At 41.0% G+C, this 19,925-nt stretch carries 16 protein-coding genes and 1 pseudogene; 15 read left to right on the top strand and 2 right to left on the bottom strand.

Annotated elements, in window-relative coordinates; translation table 11 throughout:
- Positions 1-33: 33 nt before the first annotated feature.
- The 7 genes and pseudogenes from arfB to AC2SLT_RS06010 form a co-directional block, all read left to right on the top strand.
- Entirely contained in the window at positions 34-456 is a 423-nt protein-coding gene (gene arfB, locus AC2SLT_RS06040; RefSeq protein WP_486546735.1) for an alternative ribosome rescue aminoacyl-tRNA hydrolase ArfB, read from the top strand.
- Between the two features lie 381 nt (positions 457-837).
- Positions 838-1,260, top strand: coding sequence for a tetratricopeptide repeat protein (locus AC2SLT_RS06035; RefSeq protein WP_486546734.1), 423 nt, complete (start codon positions 838-840; stop codon positions 1,258-1,260).
- 194 nt (positions 1,261-1,454) lie between these two features.
- The gene (locus AC2SLT_RS06030; protein WP_486546733.1) at positions 1,455-2,045 is read left to right on the top strand and encodes a YhgN family NAAT transporter; all 591 of its coding nucleotides are present in this window, start codon (positions 1,455-1,457) and stop codon (positions 2,043-2,045) included.
- A 500-nt stretch (positions 2,046-2,545) separates the two neighbouring features.
- Positions 2,546-4,039, top strand: a complete 1,494-nt coding sequence (locus AC2SLT_RS06025; RefSeq protein ID WP_486546732.1) for a cytochrome ubiquinol oxidase subunit I — start codon at positions 2,546-2,548, stop codon at positions 4,037-4,039.
- Positions 4,039-5,055 (top strand): cytochrome d ubiquinol oxidase subunit II, encoded by a 1,017-nt coding sequence (gene cydB / locus AC2SLT_RS06020; protein WP_486546731.1) that lies wholly within the window; start codon positions 4,039-4,041, stop codon positions 5,053-5,055. Before AC2SLT_RS06025 ends, cydB begins: the two co-directional genes overlap by 1 nt.
- A gap of 78 nt (positions 5,056-5,133) precedes the next feature.
- A complete protein-coding gene (locus AC2SLT_RS06015) occupies positions 5,134-5,295 on the top strand; it encodes a hypothetical protein (RefSeq protein ID WP_486546730.1) in 162 nt (53 codons plus the stop codon).
- Between the two features lie 43 nt (positions 5,296-5,338).
- A pseudogene (locus tag AC2SLT_RS06010) lies at positions 5,339-5,479 on the top strand (RtcB family protein); the annotation flags it as partial.
- A gap of 491 nt (positions 5,480-5,970) precedes the next feature.
- On the opposite strand, the gene AC2SLT_RS06005 reads toward AC2SLT_RS06010, so the two are convergent.
- Positions 5,971-6,477, bottom strand: a complete 507-nt coding sequence (locus AC2SLT_RS06005; protein ID WP_486546729.1) for an arsenate reductase ArsC — start codon at positions 6,475-6,477, stop codon at positions 5,971-5,973.
- Between the two features lie 413 nt (positions 6,478-6,890).
- Here AC2SLT_RS06005 and ppnP point away from each other — a divergent pair, with 413 nt between their 5' ends.
- The 3 genes from ppnP (at position 6,891) to AC2SLT_RS05990 (ending at position 10,116) form a co-directional block, all read left to right on the top strand.
- Entirely contained in the window at positions 6,891-7,175 is a 285-nt protein-coding gene (ppnP, locus tag AC2SLT_RS06000; protein ID WP_486546728.1) for a pyrimidine/purine nucleoside phosphorylase, read from the top strand.
- A 364-nt stretch (positions 7,176-7,539) separates the two neighbouring features.
- Entirely contained in the window at positions 7,540-9,264 is a 1,725-nt protein-coding gene (locus AC2SLT_RS05995) for an AMP-binding protein (RefSeq protein WP_486546727.1), read from the top strand.
- 75 nt (positions 9,265-9,339) lie between these two features.
- On the top strand, positions 9,340-10,116 hold the full coding sequence (locus AC2SLT_RS05990) for an SDR family NAD(P)-dependent oxidoreductase (RefSeq protein WP_486546726.1): 777 nt from the start codon (positions 9,340-9,342) through the stop codon (positions 10,114-10,116).
- Between the two features lie 130 nt (positions 10,117-10,246).
- Here AC2SLT_RS05990 and AC2SLT_RS05985 read toward each other — a convergent pair whose 3' ends face one another.
- Positions 10,247-12,523 (bottom strand): beta-propeller domain-containing protein, encoded by a 2,277-nt coding sequence (locus AC2SLT_RS05985; protein WP_486546725.1) that lies wholly within the window; start codon positions 12,521-12,523, stop codon positions 10,247-10,249.
- A gap of 236 nt (positions 12,524-12,759) precedes the next feature.
- On the opposite strand from AC2SLT_RS05985, the gene AC2SLT_RS05980 reads away from it, so the two are divergent.
- The 5 genes from AC2SLT_RS05980 (at position 12,760) to AC2SLT_RS05960 (ending at position 19,907) form a co-directional block, all read left to right on the top strand.
- Positions 12,760-13,872, top strand: coding sequence for a DNA topoisomerase IB (locus AC2SLT_RS05980; RefSeq protein ID WP_486546724.1), 1,113 nt, complete (start codon positions 12,760-12,762; stop codon positions 13,870-13,872).
- A 207-nt stretch (positions 13,873-14,079) separates the two neighbouring features.
- The gene (locus tag AC2SLT_RS05975; RefSeq protein WP_486546723.1) at positions 14,080-15,849 is read left to right on the top strand and encodes a cardiolipin synthase; all 1,770 of its coding nucleotides are present in this window, start codon (positions 14,080-14,082) and stop codon (positions 15,847-15,849) included.
- A gap of 318 nt (positions 15,850-16,167) precedes the next feature.
- Entirely contained in the window at positions 16,168-17,997 is a 1,830-nt protein-coding gene (locus AC2SLT_RS05970; RefSeq protein ID WP_486546722.1) for a 3-deoxy-D-manno-octulosonic acid transferase, read from the top strand.
- Positions 17,994-18,707 carry a 16S rRNA (uracil(1498)-N(3))-methyltransferase gene (locus AC2SLT_RS05965; protein ID WP_486546721.1) on the top strand — a complete coding sequence of 238 codons (714 nt, stop codon included), beginning with the start codon at positions 17,994-17,996 and terminating at the stop codon, positions 18,705-18,707. The genes AC2SLT_RS05970 and AC2SLT_RS05965 overlap by 4 nt, the downstream gene beginning before the upstream one ends.
- Before the next feature lie 57 nt (positions 18,708-18,764).
- Complete coding sequence (locus AC2SLT_RS05960; RefSeq protein WP_486546720.1) at positions 18,765-19,907, top strand: extracellular solute-binding protein; 1,143 nt, start codon at positions 18,765-18,767, stop codon at positions 19,905-19,907.
- The last annotated feature ends 18 nt before the right edge of the window (positions 19,908-19,925 follow it).

Below are 19,925 nucleotides of genomic sequence, written 5' to 3'. Positions count from 1 at the left end.
GAATTCAAATAACTAAAATGAATACTAAAAACCATGATATCTATCGAAAGTACCAATAATAGCATTACACTCAATGACACCGATGTGGAACTGACCGCTATACGCGCGCAAGGTGCTGGCGGGCAAAATGTCAATAAAGTCTCTTCTGCCATTCATCTACGCTTTGATATTAATGCCTCAAGCTTAAGCGATGAGCTAAAACAGCGCTTATTAGACAGCAAAGACAATCGTATTACCAAAGAGGGCGTGTTAATTATTAAGGCGCAACAACACCGTACTCAAGAGCGGAATAAGATCGACGCCATGGAGCGCCTAAAGCAGTTTATCGTGTCAGCAACGCATGTAAACCCCACCAGACGACCCACCAAACCGAGTCGCAATGCCAAACGTAAACGGGTGGATAGTAAGGTACAGCGCGGAAGGACAAAAGCACTGCGGGGCAAGATTGATTATTAATGATAGTTGTTACGCCAATCTCAACTTAAAGTATAATCTATAGACTTTGCAAGGTTTAGCTCCCTTCTCAACTTTAAGTATAAGCTGTAGATTTGGCAAGGTTTAGCTCCCTTCCTTTTTCAAAGGAAGGGTTGGGGATGGATTTCCGGTAAAAATCCCCCTAAATCCCCCTTTGCAAAAGGGGGACTTGTCACCCTTTTCAGTATATTTCAGTAACTACACTAAAATTGCTGTTTATAATTCAGTTATTAATATTGCCATCTATTAAGCTCAGAGTGGGTTAGTTATTATAATTCTCAATAAAGTTATCTTCTCCCTTAATCCTACAAACAAGTCTCAACTCTAACACTTACTTCCAACTTGACGATTTAGGACACACCCATGATAAATACCAAACTGTACAAGTCCATTTACGTTCTAGCAGAAAAGCTATTAGAGGCAGACAGTAAAGGCAATCAAGCAGAGTTTGATGCCCTGTATAATGAGCTAAAATCGGTCTGCTATGATAATGAAAGTAACGGTAAAGACCATCCCGAACAGTGGGAAACGCTAGCAGACTTTACTGAAGATTTAGAAGAAGCACTCGTTATTTATGATAAGGCAATGGAGAAAGCCAAAGCGATAAATTCTAAAGATCATATGGCTTCCATTGCCTTTTCGATGGCTGAACTGCAACATAAGTTAGGTCAAAAAGAGGCGGCAATCGAAAGCTTAAAATTTGCAAAGACCAGTGCAAATAAGATTGAAGATAAAGAATTTAAGGTAGAGATTGATACATTACTTGCTAAGCTGCAAGCTGAATAAAGAGAATATAGATAACCATAAGTCTTTCGCATAATTAAAAAATAGGGTAATTGGGTATCGTTATACGTTTGACGTTGTTAAAATAAGCCCATTTTTATTGATAACAATAGATGATTCATATTTAATCAACCGATACTCTTTAACAGTCGTTTCATTAAGAAAAAGCGGCTGTTCAGTTAAAAAGGCAATCACTGATGGAAATATTCGCAACTGCACTCACTTTGTTTTTAATTATGGACCCGTTAGGGAATATTCCAATATTCTTGTCCGTGTTGGACAAAGTGTCTGAAGAGCGTCGTCGCTATATTATTATTAGAGAATTGCTTATTGCCCTTGGTTTAATGGTCTTGTTCTTATTTGCAGGGGGAAGTATTCTGCATACGCTTGACCTAACGACAGAAGCTGTCGCTATTGGTGGCGGTTTGGTCATGATGATTATCGCTATCCGAATGATTTTTCCCAATCGGGGCGGGGTGATGAGCGATGAGGACGATGAAGAGGGAGAGCCGTTTATTGTACCTTTGGCCATACCTCTGATTGCAGGCCCCTCTATTTTAGCAACGCTAATATTATTAACTGAAAAAAATCCAGAAAGCATACTCAAAGCGTTAATGTCTTTGATACTGGCTTGGTTAGTGTCCTCTATCATTTTGCTATCATCGACGAAGTTATACCAACTATTAGGTCACCGCGGTCTAAAAGCTATTGAACGCTTGATGGGAATGATACTGATCTCAATTTCAGTGCAGATGCTGTTAAATGGGTTTACCTCGTATTTAACCTAACCATGATTAAAGTGAACGTTATTAAAGTGACCGTTGCTTTTTTATATTAAGCGTTTCAAGTTAGAAGTCCAAAGGGTAGCAGTCCATAGGATAGTTAGGTGATGAATTTTAAGTCGGTCAATACGATGAACTGTAGACTCACCAGCACCAGTTTGTTTACCATTTTTACAGGCATATGTCTAATAAAGTTTTAAACGTTTGAGTTTGCAATTTAGTAACGAGTCTACAACCGATATCCAATATCTAAAATCCACCTATTGTTATATCCTATTTCTTTAAATAATGACTCAGTGTCATATCCTATTATTATTAAACCCTCTATCCCTCCAACTTTATTTATAGTTCATTTATCGGTCAGCATACTCCTATCGGCTTGACTAAATGATCGACCGAATGAGCAACTGAATTAGGGTAAATAATCAATAGTAGGTTGACATCCATCCTATTGCACATTTTATTTCACTTTTATTTGCAACTTATTTTGCACAACGGTGATAACCATGTTCTCTTTTTTAACAGAGTTAGACCCCATCCTTCTTGCACGCATCCAGTTTGCGTTTGTGGTGTCCTTCCACATTGTATTTCCCGCGTTTAGTATCGGGCTTGCCAGTTGGCTTGCGGTGCTTGAATTTCGTTGGTTAAAAACAGGCAATCCCGTTTATGCGGAAGTCTATAAGCATTGGTCAAAGATATTTGCCGTCGTATTTGGTATGGGGGTAGTATCGGGCATTGTCATGTCTTACCAGTTTGGTACCAACTGGGCAGTATTTTCGGACAAAACGGGCAACGTGTTAGGGCCTTTATTGGCTTATGAAGTACTAACCGCCTTTTTCCTAGAAGCCTCGTTTTTAGGCATCATGCTATTTGGTTGGGGCCGGGTTAGTAAAAAAATGCACGTTGCATCCACGACTATTGTCGCGATAGGGACTTGGATATCTGGCTTTTGGATTCTGTCAGCGAACAGCTTTATGCAAACCCCGCAAGGCTATTCGATCGGTGCTGATGGCTTGCTATATCCTGAAAATTGGATGCAGATTATCTTTAACCCTTCGTTTCCCTTCCGTTATGCGCATATGATGACCGCCGCATTTTTAACCACTGCCTTTGTGGTTGGCGGTATTGGCGCTTATTATCTGCAATCCAAAAAACATGCCAAGCATCGGTCACACGGCAAAGTCATGCTGGGTATGGCGATGATCATGGCAGCAGTGGTAGCACCAATACAAGCGTTTATCGGTGATGAACATGGCTTAAACACGCTAGAGCATCAGCCTGCTAAAGTAGCAGCGATGGAGGGTATTTGGGAGGATGAGCGGGGGGCAGCGCTGCGTCTGTTTGCGATTCCTAATCAAGAAACTCAAAGCAATGATTATGAGATATCCATTCCTTATGTGTCTGGGCTTATATTAACCCATTCGCTAGATGGCGAGGTGAAAGGGCTCAAAAACTGGGCTCGTGAGGATCAGCCCGTGGTGATTGTTGTATTCTGGGCATTTCGCATCATGGTTGGCATCGGTTTACTCATGATTATTGTTGGCATCTTGAGTGCGTATAACTACTATAAAAAACGCCACTTTGATACTGATAATAAACTGTTTCATTATGCGTGGATGGCGATGACCCCACTTGGCTTTATTGCCTTGCTGGCGGGTTGGTTTGTGACCGAAACAGGGCGCCAACCTTACACCGTGTATGGGGTGCTACGTACTGCTGATAGCGCATCGCCTTTGATAAGTTCGCAAATTGCCACCACCTTGGTTGGGTTTATTGTCGTCTATACCTTTATTTTTGGGTCGGCTACCATATATATCCTACGCCTAATTGCTAAAGGGCCACAGCCTTTTGAAGAGGTGGATGATGACAACTTCTTTGAGCACTCTGTTACTGAAGGTCAAGGTCGCTCGTTGAGTGGTGATAGCAATCCAGAGGCCAATGTTAAAGAGTCCGAGGATTTATCTACCCCTTCTGATGATTCTGAAAAAGGATTACGCTAATGATGAATTTTGGTGACGTACTTGATTTGCCACTCATTTGGGGTGGCCTTATTGCTCTGGCTGTCTTTGTGTATGTATTGTTAGATGGCTTCGATCTAGGCTGTGGTATCCTCTTTCCCTTTGCCGGCTCTGATAAAAACCGCAGCCGTATAATGAACTCAATCGCACCGTTTTGGGATGGCAATGAGACATGGTTAGTGCTGGGCGGCGGTGGTTTATTTGCCGCGTTTCCAGCCGCGTATGGCATCATTATGACCGGACTATATTTGCCAGTGACCTTCATGCTATTTGGTCTGATATTGCGCGGGGTAGCGTTTGAGTTTCGCTTTAAAGCGGAGCAGCGCCGTTATATCTGGGATATCTGCTTCCATTTCGGTTCAGTAGTGGCTGCTTTTATGCAAGGGGTGATGCTGGCGGCTTTAGTTCAAGGATTAGAAGTAAAAGATAGATTGTTTGCGGGTGGTCAATTTGATTGGTTAACCCCATTTGCCTTTGTTTGCGGTATCGCCGTCATTATCGGCTATGCACTTCTAGGCGCTACTTGGATGATTATTAAGTCTGAAGATAAACTACAGGATTGGGCGCGAAAAGTAGCGTATTGGTTGCTGATTGCCCTAATGGCTGCCATGGCTGTCGTTACTGTCTTTATGTACTTTTTGGATGTTGAAGCGACCTCGCACTGGTTTAACTTCCCAACCTTGTTGTATCTAGCGCCTATTCCGCTTATTGCCATTGCTTTGTTTTTCTTTATGCGTAAAGACTTGCATGGTGAGCGTGAATATCGACCGTTTTTGCTAACCATATTATTATTTTTAATGGGTTATATTGGTATTTGTTCCGCTGTTTTTCCTTACATCGTGCCTTATGCGATGACTATGCATGAAGCCGCAGCAGCAGATACGTCATTGTCATTTATGCTCATTGGTGCGGCCATTATGTTGCCTATTATCTTAAGTTATACCGCGTATGGTTATTATGTATTTAAAGGTAAAAGCTCGCACGAGCATATGTATTAAGTGTCCAGTATTAGGGCTTAGCTTTGAATCGTTTTAGGCTTTAATCAGTGTTAAATGCCATATAAGGGGGTTAACCCTATGAGTCAGACCAATAGAAATCAGCCTTCTCAACCGCATAAAACCAAAACAAGGCTCACTAAGAAACAATCTCAGTGGGCATGGTTTGTTGGGTTATATTTGGCTGGATTGCTTACCATCCTCACTATTGCTAAGTTAATAAAATGGGCAATGGGTATTTAGATTTTGAATATTTGAAGAGTGTAAAACATTTTTAAGTTGTGGAGGGGTAGAGTGCCGCAAAGACATGAGCTTAATTGTCTAAATTCCCGGCGCATACAAAGACATTGACGAGGTTATAGACAACCAAATAGACTTTGTTGGAGTAGTACATACCCTAAAACAAGTATTGTACATCAAGGGATAAACAGCATGAAGGGGTAAACTGTATGGCATAATGAGCAAAGCATAAAGAGCAAAAGCAGGGCCGCAACATCTGGAATCTTGACGCCCTACCAAATATGCCTCTTCATGCGCCTTGTTTCTTTACGCAGTGTCGCGCACCTCGTCCCTCGGCAAACGCTCAGATTTATGGATAAATTAGGCAATATAAGCTGATATAGTCAGACCTATATTTTGGTAGGTACAATTTGTTATGAGTGTTGTAGCGTGCGGTGTAGCCAAGCAAAACCCACGGTCTAAGCGTTAGCTATTATGATGAGAACATCACGATATAGTCAGCGAACGATGAAACGGTTAGAGGGTTAACCTTGTTAAGCCTACTCTCGTATTACTTGCTACTTGCGCTCGGTTGCCTTGAAACTATTTTAGACTTCTTTGACTATAGATCTTTGTTACACTTAAGAAATACCGATGTTCAGCTAAAGTGAGCATCGGTTTTATATGGTGAAATCGTATTTAAGCTTGTGGTCTCGCTGGCGGATTATCTATCAAATCCCGCAACTTCTCATCAGACAACATGATAAATAGCGTCAGACGCTGAGTCAGTTCTAATTCGACTCGTTTCAATTCTTCATGTTCAGTACGATCATCGAGATGTTGCTCACTTGGATCATCAAAATGCCAGTGAGCTGTCACGCTGCCCTTAGGTAATTCCTGCCAAATATTTAATTCAGCTTCTTCTTTAATGTCCGTGGTCAACGTGATCACAAAATCCAAATAGGGGGCATCGTCATCCAAGAATACGCTGTAATGCTTAGGTTTAAGCGTTTCAGTTGAAAATCCAGCTTCTTCAAGTATCTCTAATGCGATAGGATTGGCAGTTTCAGCAGGATGAGTGCCTGCGCTATAGGCCTCAAAACGCCCTTCACCGAGATGGTTTAGAATGGTTTCAGCCATTAAACTACGAGCAGAGTTTTCTTTACAGACAAATAACACAGTATAAATAGGTTTAGACTCAGACACAGAGCTCTCCAAAGGCTTCATTAGGCTAAAAAGGTGCTATATAAATGGGGCAATACTCTAATTATCAGATTCATAAATATCTCGTTTATAAATATCACATTCATAAATATCACATTCATAAATATCTCGTTTATAAATATCTCGTTTATAAATATCTCATTCATAAATATCTCATTCATAAATATCTTATTCATAAATATCTTATTCATAAATATCTTATTCATAAATAACACAATAGAGCAGATGTTTTAAAAGCTATCAAATTTAAGATACATTATATCTTTTGAGTACGCTTAGTCGTCAGTATAATAGAATGTCTACTGAGATAATGTGAATTTATCTTTAAATTTAATAAAATTAAATAAATCCTAATCTTTCAAAACTTTTTCAAACCAACCTAAGGGATAGTAACCATGCCAAGCGTTAATCAATATTTCGATAACAAAGTAACCTCAATCGCCTTTCAAACAGCGTCAAAACCTGCCACAGTAGGCGTAATGGAAATCGGTGAGTATGAATTCGGTACCAGTGAGTTTGAAACCATGACTGTGGTGAGTGGGGCATTAACGGTTAAGTTACCCGATGCCGATGACTTCAAAACCTATGATGCCGGTCAAAGCTTTACAGTTGAGGCAAATCAAAAGTTTCAAGTTAAAGTAGAGGTTGAAACGGCTTATCTATGTACTTATGGCAAGTAGCTATCAGTTAAACGTAGTAAGTTAACTCTATTATTTAAAGGGTTGATGCTACGATTAGATTTAAATAGCCTAAGCAAAAGCAGTGATAGTTTTTCTATTACTGCTTTTTTAGTTTTAGGGGGACTGACAAAATAGATTATTCAGTCGAATAGGTTGTTTTATAGGATAGCCATAATAAGTGATACAACTTGTATTGAATAAGTGAGTAAAATCGGGTATTAATAGAAGGGTTAAAAAATACAGGCTAAACAGTAAAGCTAAAAACCTAAAGCCGAATAACAGACGTAAAACGGAATAAACGTCTCATTTAAATTAACATACGACATTCATACTCATTTTTGTGCAAGCTAAAGGAATAGCGATCATGCCAAACACAAACACCGCCACGACTAAGCATTCTACCCCTTCTAAAGAGTCACTTAATACAGACGCCGTCAATCAAAGCTATGCAGATTTTTATCAAAACTTTGATCAAGAGGCTCTATTGAAAGATATCTTTCAGGATAATCCACAAGATCGTCTCAATGCTTATATGGCGTGTTGCGGGCGTCATGTGCGACAAGGACTAGGCGATAAAATAGCCTTAGTACATGAAGATACGCATCGTGTGGTGACCAAGCTGACCTTTAATGACTTGGATCAACAAAGTGATCAAGTCGCTAATATGCTAAAAGAGTATGGCGTTACCAAAGGCGATAGAGTCGCTACCATGCTGCCACGCACCCCTGAGCTATTGATTATCGTATTAGCGGCTTGGCGAATTGGCGCCATTTACCAACCCTTATTTACCGCTTTTGGTGTCGAGTCAATTGCTTATAGACTGGATAAAGCGCATACCAAAGTGGTCTTTACCAATATAGACAATCGTCATAAATTCAATGACATAGATAACTTACCGAAGATGGTATTGGTCACCAAACAGCAAAGTGGGACTGGTCATGACTATGAGGATGCAAACTTTAGCGAGGCGTTTAAGCAAGGTGAGACTATAGATGCAAAATCTGTAAAACCAGTGACTTTGTCAGCGGACGATCCATTTTTGCAGATGTTTACCTCAGGCACAGTGGGCAAGTCAAAAGGGGTGAGTGTGCCGCTTAACGCCTTATCGGCATTTTATTTATACATGCGCTATGCCATAGATTTACGAGACAGTGATCACTTCTGGAATATGGCCGATCCCGGTTGGGCTTATGGTTTGTATTACGGGATTACCGGTCCTTTATTAATGGGGATCACCACTTATTTTAATGAATCAGGGTTTGATGCCCAAAATACGCTCGATTTCTTAACCCGTCACAAGATAACCAATCTTGCCTCCTCTCCTACAGCGTATCGTATGATGAAATCCAGCGGTCTGTTTGACGGCGTAGCTGACCGATTGTCGCTGCGAGTTGCCAATTCTGCTGGCGAGACGTTAAATACAGAGGTAGTGAGCTGGATAAATGATAATCTCGGTTGTCCAGTCTATGACCAATATGGACAAACTGAGACTGGCATGACTTGTTGTATGCACCATGCTCTAGAACACGTCACCCCAACAGGATCCATGGGGTTGCCATTACCGGGTCATCAGCTAATAGTGCTCGATGATGACTTTCAACCTGTGGCAGATGGGGTGCAAGGACAGTTGGCTATTGTGGTTAGTCAGTCGCCTGCCTTCTACTTTAAGGGTTATAGTTGGGATGAAAAACAAGCGTTTGTTGAAGATTATTATCTCACGGGAGACATGGTAGAGCGCCATGAAGATGGTACGTTTTGGTTTGCTGGACGAGATGATGATATTATTATTAGTGCAGGCTACCGTATTGGACCGACTGAGGTTGAAAACTGTGTGATGGAACATGAAGCTGTTGCGGAGTCAGCGGCGGTGGCAGTGCCTGATGAGATGAGAGGTCAGGTTATTAAGTCGTTTGTGGTACTGAAAGAGGGTGTTAACGGTAGTGAAGAGCTTGTACAGCAGATTAAGTCTTTAGTCCAACGGCGGTTATCTGCGCATGCGTATCCACGTTATGTTGAGTTTGTAAAGCTCCTTCCGAAAACACCTAGTGGTAAAATACAACGTTTTTTATTGCGTCAATCAAGCGAATAATGTTTATAATAAAAAACAAAGCGGTCAATGATTGGCAGCATAAATGATAAACCAAATCAACAAGAGGATTTTTATATGAAAATAGAATCAAACACATTTATCGTTACCGGTGGTGCATCAGGACTGGGTGAAGCGACGACGAGGGAATTGGTGAAGCGTGGCGCAAATGTCATCATTGCAGACTTAAATGAAGAAACGGGTCAAGCCTTAGCAAAAGAGCTTGGTGACACTGTACGATTTGTGCGTTGTGATGTGACCAGCGGTGAGCAAGTACAAGAAGCTGTAAACACCGCTGAAAAAGAGTTTGGTAGCTTATCAGGTAGTGTTAACTGTGCCGGTATCGCCATTGTACAGAAGCTACTTGATCGTGATAACAACCCTGCCGATCTTGATAAGTTCAATAAGGGCATTCAAGTGAACTTAGTCGGTAGCTTCAATGTGGCGCGTCTTGTGGCGTCTAGTATTGCTAAACGCGTTAAAGAAGAAGGGGGTCCAAATAATAAAGATCAGGGTATTATTATTAATACAGCTTCTATTGCAGCTTTTGATGGCCAAGTGGGTCAGGGCAGCTATGGCTCTTCAAAAGCAGGGGTTGTTGGTCTTATGTTACCCTTAGCTCGTGAGCTGACCCGTCATGGCATCCGTGTGATGACAATTGCGCCGGGTGTCTTTGCGACTCCAATGATGTCACAAATTCCAGAGCCTGCTCGTAAAGAACTTGAAGCCAGTGTGCCTTATCCAAAGCGTCTGGGTGAGCCTGCTGAGTTTGCTAATCTGGCAGCACATATTATTGAAAATGCGTATCTTAACGCTGATACGATCCGTTTAGATGGCGCGATTCGTATGACCTAATTTAGTAGGGGGGGTTAATACCCTCCATAGCCGTTATTAGGATCCATTAAAGATTATAAAAGCTGTCGTCACGTTTTAGGTGACGACAGCTTTTTTTGTCTTTTGCTATTGTTCGCGATTATATTAGGGATTATGGTTTGCCCCATTGGTAGGCATTAATTTTGCCATCATCGGTGGTGTAAAATACGTCGTTGCCATCTACCAAAGCTCGAAAGCGAGGTTGATGATAAATATTGGCTTGCATCTTTTGTCCATCACGGCGATATCGGTGCAAAAACTCAGCGGTGTTTGGATTAACTTCATACTCTAACGCTTTAGTTTGTGTGCTGTAATGAGGCTGTCCATCCTGATAAAGAAGGTCATCAAGGGTTTGGATGTAGGGGATGGTGACCTTAAAGATGCCTTTATCAAATACGGTTGATAAGGCTTTATTGTCAGTATCTACCAATAGTTTAAAGTCAGGCTGAAACTCACCATCTTTAATGGGTACAGTGTCTTGAGCCACTATTTTGGGTACGTCGGTAACATCAAATAAAGTGGTCTGTATGCCATTGGGCTGTGCACGCTCATTGACAGTATAGCCAATACCCATTAAATAATCGTCATTGACTCTATGTAAGTAGGCCGAATAGCCAGGCATTTCAAGTTCGCCAACCATTTTTGGGTGGTAGGCATCTGACAGATCAATTTTATAAAGAGGATCTGCATTTTTAAACGTTACGATATAACCTTGATCTCCCATAAAACGAACCCCTTTAATTCGTTCCTGAGGTTTGCCAATGGATTGAGGATTGTCTTGATTGGGTAAGGTGGCAAGTTTGACCAGCTCTAAGCGGTCATCAGACTCTTTTAGTGTGTGAAGCATATTTATAATGTCGTTTTGGCCGTCTTGGGTTTGAGCAGTGGTGGCAACCCTCAATACGCCTTTGTACTCATTCATGCTAAAGCTTGGGACGTCAAGGTTGATAACCCCCTCCACTCGGCCAGATCCGGCGTAGGTAAGGCTGTCCCCTTTAATACCAAACTTATGGATAGTAGATTTTTGTATCGGAGCAGAGGGTGTGGTTGAAGAAGCGGTATCCGCTATCTCTATGGACTCGTTATTGAATGTTTCACTAAGATAAGCAGGGTCAATATCAGCTTTTGCAAAATACATTGCTTTATCGCTCATATAAAAGCCATTTGTATCGCTGACCACACAAGTGGTTTGCTGATTATTGCCACTGAGATCGATGTTATGAATCAAGGTCAGTTGAATTTCAGACTGTAAAAAAGGACTAATACCTTCCTCGAAAGGCGGTACATAGCAGTCATCAGGGTCTATGGGTTTGCCATTGACATCTTTTGGCATACGCTTCAATAACTCATCTTCGGTCAGTCTGTATTCTGCTTGGCATTGGGTGATAGAGTCCTCTGGGTTCTGTTTCCATTTTTTAATACGGTTTTTTTGAGATAGATGACTATCGCACTCGATAGAGTCTGCTGAATTAATAGTGCTTTGGGTGACGACAAATAAATTGTCCTTTACCTTACGCGCTTGCTTATAACCACCTTCTAGCTCATAAGTATCCGTCAACTTAGGGGATTTAATATCGGTTATATTATAGCTATTAATCCTAATAGGGTTTGATGAGTTATCATTAAAAGAGTGTCTTTGATAGCTATTGCTTTGATCAAACTCAGGTAAACTTAAGGTATAAAGCTTATTTGCAGTGAGAAATAAGCCTTCAAAATAGGTGTGATCGGGAAATGAGATACTACTCACAAGATGCTTTGAGAGAGTGTCGTTGCCCGCACCTTCGGAGAGGGGTTTGCTTATAGCGTTCTGAGCAAGTTTAGATTTGTCATATATGCGTAAATCATTATCTTTGTCAGTGGTTTCAGTATTATTGCCTTTATTACCATACAAAAAAATGTATTGGGCATTTTGTTTGACAAAATCAGCCTCATCAACGTCTTTTTCAATAAGATTGGTTTGAGAAAACTCGGTGTTAGTAGCCATCACGTCATTAATCGTTTCAGATGCATCTGCGGCTACGGCTTCGGCACTATCTACAACAATCTCTGGTACCGCATCATAATAGATATAATAGGGATTAAGATCTTTAATATAGCGTTCTATGACGGCATCATTTGCTTGATTGATGGTGTCTAATAAAAGATGAGTCTCTTTTTTAAGAGAATATTTAGTGGGTTTTTTAGGTTTCTCAATGGGCTCAAAGTTACGAGTATTATGTGTACTTGAGTTGGACGATCCCAGTATTTGCGATATAGAGTTAGTATTTTTAGTTACTGTTGTTGAGGCTGAAGGGCTTGAGTTAGAAGCTGTATTAGAACAGCCGACAGTGACTAAGCAGCCTAATCCAGAGGCAACATATAATGCTAACGTATTCTTTACAAAAGACATTATTTATATTTCCTAATATAAATGAAAGAAAGTATTAAATTAATATTAACATATAAAATGGGTTAAATAGTTAGGTTGTCAGTGCTACCCTAAATAATCATAATTTTATGGCACATCAGGGCAAGCAATGGTTATAATCGGAACTTGCAAACTAGGGTAATTATTATATTTTAATAGTAGTTTTATTGATTTATTTAAGATCACACTGTTATTAGGCAGTGCATTTAGGATGTGTCATGAGTAACTCAAAACAAACCCCCTCTCAAGCACAAAAATATCAAGATACCCAGGACGATGTTCGTCACGATTATGAGGCACTTGCTAAAAGTGTCAAGCTACGTTATGTCAGTGATGACGAGCCTGGTTATTCACGCAAACGCTGGGGAAAAGGCTTTAGCTATAAAGATGCGTTAGGCAATACGGTAAAGGATAAAAAGTTAAAGGCGCGTTTTGACTCATTGGCTATTCCGCCCATGTGGTCTGAGGTATGGATATGCCAATATGCCAATGGTCATTTGCAGTGTACAGGGCGAGATGAGAAAGGTCGAAAGCAATATTTATATCATGAGCTTTGGAATCAAGCCCGTGAAGTGGCAAAGTTTGATGCTATGATCGGCTTTGGTAAAAAGTTGCCAAAATTAAGAGCTCAGATTGAAAAAGATCTTGATTCGGAGCATCTAAGCCGAAATCATGTGTTGGCGGCTGTGGTTAAATTGTTAGAAATAACCCTTATTCGTATCGGTAATGATCGCTACGCTAAACAAAATAAGAGCTATGGTCTGAGTACTTTACGTAGTAAGCATGTCAGTGAAACAGATGAGGGCTTAGCGTTTGACTTTGTCGGAAAAAGTGCTAAGGAGCATCATATCGAGCTGCAAGATGAGCGTTTAATTGAAATAGTACAGGCCTGCTCAGAGCTACCCGGCTACCGAATTTTTAAATATTTTGATGACAATGGCGAGAAACAAGTGGTTGAAAGCCAAGACATCAATGAGTATTTAAGAGCGCATACAGGCGAAGAATATAGCGCAAAAGATTTTAGAACGTGGATGGCCTCGGTGCTTGCCGCCGAGTGCCTATATGAGCAGGCGAGCGAAGAGGTGTTATCTAGTGCAGCAAATAGTAAACAACGCCAGCAATTGGTCGTCGATATGGTCAAAGCGGTGGCAGAAAATCTAGGCAATACGCCGAGCGTCTGCCGTGCTTCCTATATTCATCCTAAAATAATCGAGAGTTTTCTTGAAGGCGAGTTTTGTGAGCGTTATCAAGCAGGTCGTCGTGGACGTACTCAAAAGTTTCAACAGCCCAGTGAAAAAGCCTTGTTAGGTTTTTTAACGGCAGAAGATTAACAGAAGACTAGTAGAAAACTAAGAGTGACGATGTGTTATTTTATTGAGCGTTGTCGTTATTGGTTATTCAGTCATCTAAAATACCTATACTTTAATCGATACTTTAATCGAAGCGTGCACCTTTTAAGCTTTAAGCCTTAAGTTGTTTAACCCCAAAACTTTAAATCATTTAACCCCTAAATCCTTGAGCCATGACGTTATGAGATTATGACCGCCCTAGCTGTTGTCCTTGTTGCCAGTGTTTCTGACTCACCTTTCATGCAAACGCTTGAGGGTAAGTTGTCATGGTTAGACAGTGTGTCAGCTGGGGATTGGGCATGGGTGGGGGTTACGGTTCATGTGATCTTGACGGTATTTATGATTGTGCGTATTTTGTCCACGCAGCGTAATACCGGCATTGCAATCGCTTGGTTGGTTCTTTTATTTGCCATTCCATTTATTAGTATAGTGGCCTATATATTAGTCGGTGAACCGTATTTGGGTAAAAGTTATAAAACCCGTAATTCTGAAGCACAAAAGCTATTAAGAAGCGTTGCAGAAAGGGAGGCGATTCAGTTAGCTAAAGTTGACGATAGATTGCCAGTGCATTATCAAGGGGTGAGTCGTATTGGGACTTACGATACCGGCTTTGGGGTATATGATAGTCATAGAATGCAGCTATTGACCTCTGCTCAAAGCACATTTGATGCGCTTATTGAAGACATTTCAAACGCCACTTCATTGATATTGATGGAGTTTTATATTATTTACCCTAAAGGGCGGGTGCAAGAGGTGTTTCGTGCTTTGATGGAGGCAGCTAACAGAGGGGTTGAATGTCAGATATTAGCAGATAGTGTGGGCAGCTTTAGCTTTTTTACCGATGATTGGCACGAGAGGCTGACACAGGCTGGGGTGAGCATTCATCAATCGTTACCGGTCGGCTTATTCAAAACGCTGTTTCAGCGTACAGACTTGCGGAATCATCGTAAAATAGTGGTCATAGACGATGACATAGGCTATACCGGTAGTTTTAATTTAGTCGATCCTGAGTTTTTTAAGCAAGACAAAGCAGTCGGTCAGTGGATTGACCTTATTATGCGGATTCAAAGCGATAAGCAAGTCAGTGTGGTCACTGCTTTGGCGGCTGTTAATGTCACCGACATAGGGGCAGAAAGCTCTCGCAACCTAAAGGAGCTAGGCATACTGATAGATGATAGTATTAATACTTATACGCGTAAGTTGTATCGACCAAAGCCGAAATTAAACGATGTGAATGACAAGCCAACAGGCTATCTTGCCAGACAAATTTCTTCTTTTAGTTTAAGTGATGAATATGGGCACGATTTCAAGCCGGGCTTTAAGAAGGTATCGGTAGAGGCTGAAGACAATGAAATCGGTATGGCAAAAGATCATTACATGACCTCTATTGCGCAGATGCCAGTAGTTGAAAATGTGATGGCTCAATTGATCCCCTCTGCACCGCGCATTACTGACCATGTTATTTATAATACCTTATTGACAGTATTTCATCGAGCAAATCGCCGAATTCAAATCACAACGCCATATTTTGTGCCCGATGAAGCGCTGTTGGCAGCACTTACTACTGCGGCAAAACGCGGTATTGATGTGACGATTATACTGCCGAAAAAAGTAGATTCATTTTTGGTACAACATGCCTCGCAAGCATCCTATACGATTTTGATGGAAGCGGGAGTAAAAATTGCCCTATTTAAAGGTGGGTTACTACATGCTAAAACGGTCGTTATTGATGATGATTATTGCTTATTTGGTACGGTCAATATGGACATGCGCAGTTTTTATCTCAATATGGAGATTAGCTTGGCGTTGTACACCCCCGCAATAGTTGAGCAAATTAGTGCGTGTCAAGCGGCTTATCTGTCACAGTGTGAGCTGCTAGATTTAACACAATGGAATCGTCGACCCAATTATAAAAAGCTCTTTGATTCAGGCTTTCGTTTATTTAGCCCGTTATTATAATGTCTATCAGGGTGGTCACCTTTATTCATTAATGATTATCCGTTAAGTGTTATTCATCATTAAGTTTTATCCAATAACTACTGAACATTAATTAATCATAGGACTTTAGAAAATATCGGCCTTTAAATGTTGTACCCTGTAGCTGCAACAAATTCTAATTCTGCCTAAATTCTTAATTGGCAATGACATTCAACACGCTTCCCCTTTATTTCATATCATTCAATAAATGGCAAAACTATTTTAAAGAGGTGAAATGCGGTAGAATAGGATATTTTTTATTTCCGTATTCTATTTTAACAAGGTGCAAATAGGTTGACCATGCCAGATAAAAACACGACCAATACATCTGAATCAACCTATGTATTACTGTCTGATATACCAAAACCATCTCATGGTTTTAAACCGCCTTGGTATTATAGACTCGCTATTAAGGTATTGAAGCCCTTGTACAGAGTGGCATTATGGCGCCGGCATAAAAAAGCCAAAAAGTTAGGATTACCTATCGCAGATTATAAGCAAGAAATAGATGTCAGATTTGGCCGTGAATATCCTGACTCTCCGGAGCTACCCGCCGCGAAACTCTCATTAATAGAAGACAATCCTTTCAAAGACAGCACGATATGGTGTCATGCCGTATCCTTAGGTGAGACCAATACTATTGCACCCATGCTCACCAACATGCTAGAACAGGGGGCTAAGATTTGGCTGACCAATACCACGCAAACAGGGTATGCTCGTGCCGAAAAGTTATTTACTAACGTCATCTCATCGAAGCAAATGGTGCATACTTTTGTGCCGGTGGATGACAAAGAGGTTATTGAGAAATTCATAAGCCATGTTCAACCAGATTTAGCCATGTTTGTTGAAACTGAATTATGGGCCAATAGCTTAGCCGTTCTGAGTGGCAAAGATATTCCATCTGTATTGGTCAATGCTCGGCTATCGCAAAAATCTTTTGAAGGCTATGCCAAATATGAAGCCATCAGTAAAAGTATGATGCACAATATTACGATGATTATCGCTCAAGATGCAGACTCAGCCATACGTTTTCGTCGTCTTGGCACTGATGTCCCCAAGATTCGCCGTGCTGACTCTTTAAAGTGGTCTACCAGTCCCATTAACATAAGCAACTCATCAACAAGCGAGCGCACCAAACACTTAGACGCAATAAAGACTAAATTTTGCACTCAAGCAGAGGCGCTAAATAGGCCAGTTTGGGTGGCGGGTAGCACTCATGAAGGAGAGGAGCGTTTACTGCTACAGGCCCACAAGCAGTTGATTGAAATATCCGGTCTGACGGATACCTTACTCATTATCGTACCGCGCCATCCTGAACGCTTCGATGCTGTTGCTCAATTGATTGATCAGTCTGGGTTGTCTTACCAGCGACGCAGTCTCGGACAGCTCATAGAACCGGCTACCCAAGTATATTTAGCAGATACCATGGGCGAGCTGATTGACTGTTACGAGTTGGCAGACGTGACCTTTGTTGGTGGGTCTTTAGTCAATATTGGGGGGCATAATCCCGTTGAAGCCGCAAGTTTGGCGAAGCCTATTATCATGGGAGTCTATACTCAATCTTGTCAGGAGCTTGTCACGGCGTTAGAAGAGGTCGGTGCACTGAAAGTCGTTGAGAGCTCTCAAGACTTACCAAGTAAAAACAAGACTAATAAAGATAAGACTAATAAAGATAAGACTAATAAAGACAAGAGAGCCATTAAACGATTAAACAATGATGTAGATTCATCTTCCAACAGTCTTACTAAGGCGATTGAGTTTTGGCTTAGATACCCTGATATTGCTCAGCAGGCAGGTGAGCAAGGCAAAAGTCTTGTGGCCGAGAAAAGCAGTGCGATGCAAAAGCAAATGGAGATGGTTGAGGCTTTGTTGTTAGATCATTTAAGACCACAAACAATAAATGATCCAAGATTAGAAGAAGTAGATCTTGATCATTTCAAAGTTCGCTCATATGCTAATGATTCTCATAGTAGCGTTAAGTTTAATAACCCGTTAACGCTCGATGCGAAAGAAAACAACCTAAATAAAAAGTCTGATAACTCTTTTGACAGTAACAGCTCTTTTGACAGTAACAGCTCTTTTGACAGTGACAGCTCTTATAACAAGGAAGATAAGGGCAGCTTGCCGTGAATATAGTTTTACTAGATGAGTCTGCGGCAACACAAGACAAGGTAGTGCTATCAACGCTTTCACAGATTCAACATATCCAAAAAGTATTAGGATTAGGCGTCGGTGATACGCTAAAGGTTGGTAGCTTATATGGTAAGGTCGGCACGGCTCGTATTTCGGACGTTCAGGTGGATAAGATTGAGCTTTCAGAGTTAGACTTAAATCACCTTGCGCCAGATAAGTTGAATTTAACGGTAGTGTTAGCTCTGCCTAGACCCAAAGTATTGCGTCGTTTAATGATAGATATGACGGCAATTGGGGTGCGTCACATTGTGTTAGTCAATAGCTATCGAAGCGATAAGAGCTATTGGCAAAGTCCCATGCTAAATCGAATCGACGAGTTTATCCTAGAAGGCTTGCAACAATCTATTGATACGGTACCGCCTTTAGTCACTCTAAAAAAACGCTTTAAGCCTTATGTGCAAGATGAGCTAAGTCTGCTCGTTACACATCAAAAGGCTGTAGTTGCTCATCCTTACGCACAGCTATCTTTCTCACAGTTTACAGACAATCATGGATTACCAAGCATTCTTTGTATCGGCGCCGAAGGGGGATGGATTGACTATGAAATCGATTTGTTATCCAGTATTGGCTGTCAAGCGGTTCATCTTGGCAATAGGATTTTGCGTACTGAAGCTGCCGTCAATGTATTATGCGGACGGTATATATAGCAGGAACCTCTTAATTAGTATCATCAATAGCTAATCTCAAATATTTAGGTTAAACCAATGCAAGATAATGCCGATTTAAACTCTGAATTTATGGTCAAAATCATCGCTACTTTATGGTTAGTGTGTCTGAGTTTAACCGCGTGCTCTGATGACGTTAAACACAAAGAAGTTGTATCAGGTGAGTCAATAACGCTTCATGAAAGCGTACAAGTGGGTACGGATTTAGACGTTTCAATGTTAAATGCCATTAGCCAAACTTATAAGGATGAAACGGGCATTAAAGTAGAGTGGATACCCATAAAACCAGAACTATTTAGTATCGATGACAATGAGGAGGCATCATCTCAAGCTGAAATAACATTGCCCACAGGGCTTGATATGCTTTTAATGCACAGCGCTTATACCCTTGATGATGCTAAAAGAAGACATATACTCCAGCCTGTAGGCTCCGAGATATTAGCAACTTCAGTGCCTCTACAGTATCAAGATATAGAGGGTTATTGGTTCGGTGTAGGCATGTATGCACGTACGTTGGTTTATAATAAAAATAAGGTCAATGAGGCGGAGCTGATCAATTATGCAGGTTTAGCGGATGATAAGTGGTATGGCCGGCTGTGTATGACAGATATTAATACACCTGAAAATCAGGCGATCGCCAAAATAATGCTGGCTTACCGAGGTAGTAAAATAACACCTGACGTATTAAGAAACTGGCAAAGAAATATGGGCAGTCCTTCAGCCAGCAATGAAGCCATTATTACTAAGATTGAACAAGGACAATGCGATGTCGGTATTGTCGATAGCGATGTGTACTGGCATTATGCCAAGCAACATCCGCAGACGTCAATTCGTATGATGTGGGCCAATCAGATTAACAGAGGTGCTATTACGAATGTGATAAGTGCTGGTCTGCTTGACGCAGGCGAAGATGTCGGAAATGCATTAAGATTTATCGAGTGGTTAGCTAGTGATGAAGGACAAGCCTTACTGGCATTTAACACCAGTACTTTTCCAGTAGTGACGATCAAAGATAACCGTGTCAATATTTCTGCGATTCGACCTCAGTGGTCGATATTTGATGCAGACGCCACGCCATTATCAGATATTATTACTAATCGTACAGTCATAGAACCAAGTAGAGATCAGGTTATTAATTCGCGACAAGCGGTACAATCTCAAAGCAATCAAAGAGATGAATAGGGTCATGTGAATGTTAAG

The organism is Psychrobacter sp. CX18 (assembly GCF_057396215.1).
This window is presented reverse-complemented; position numbering and strand designations above follow the sequence as displayed.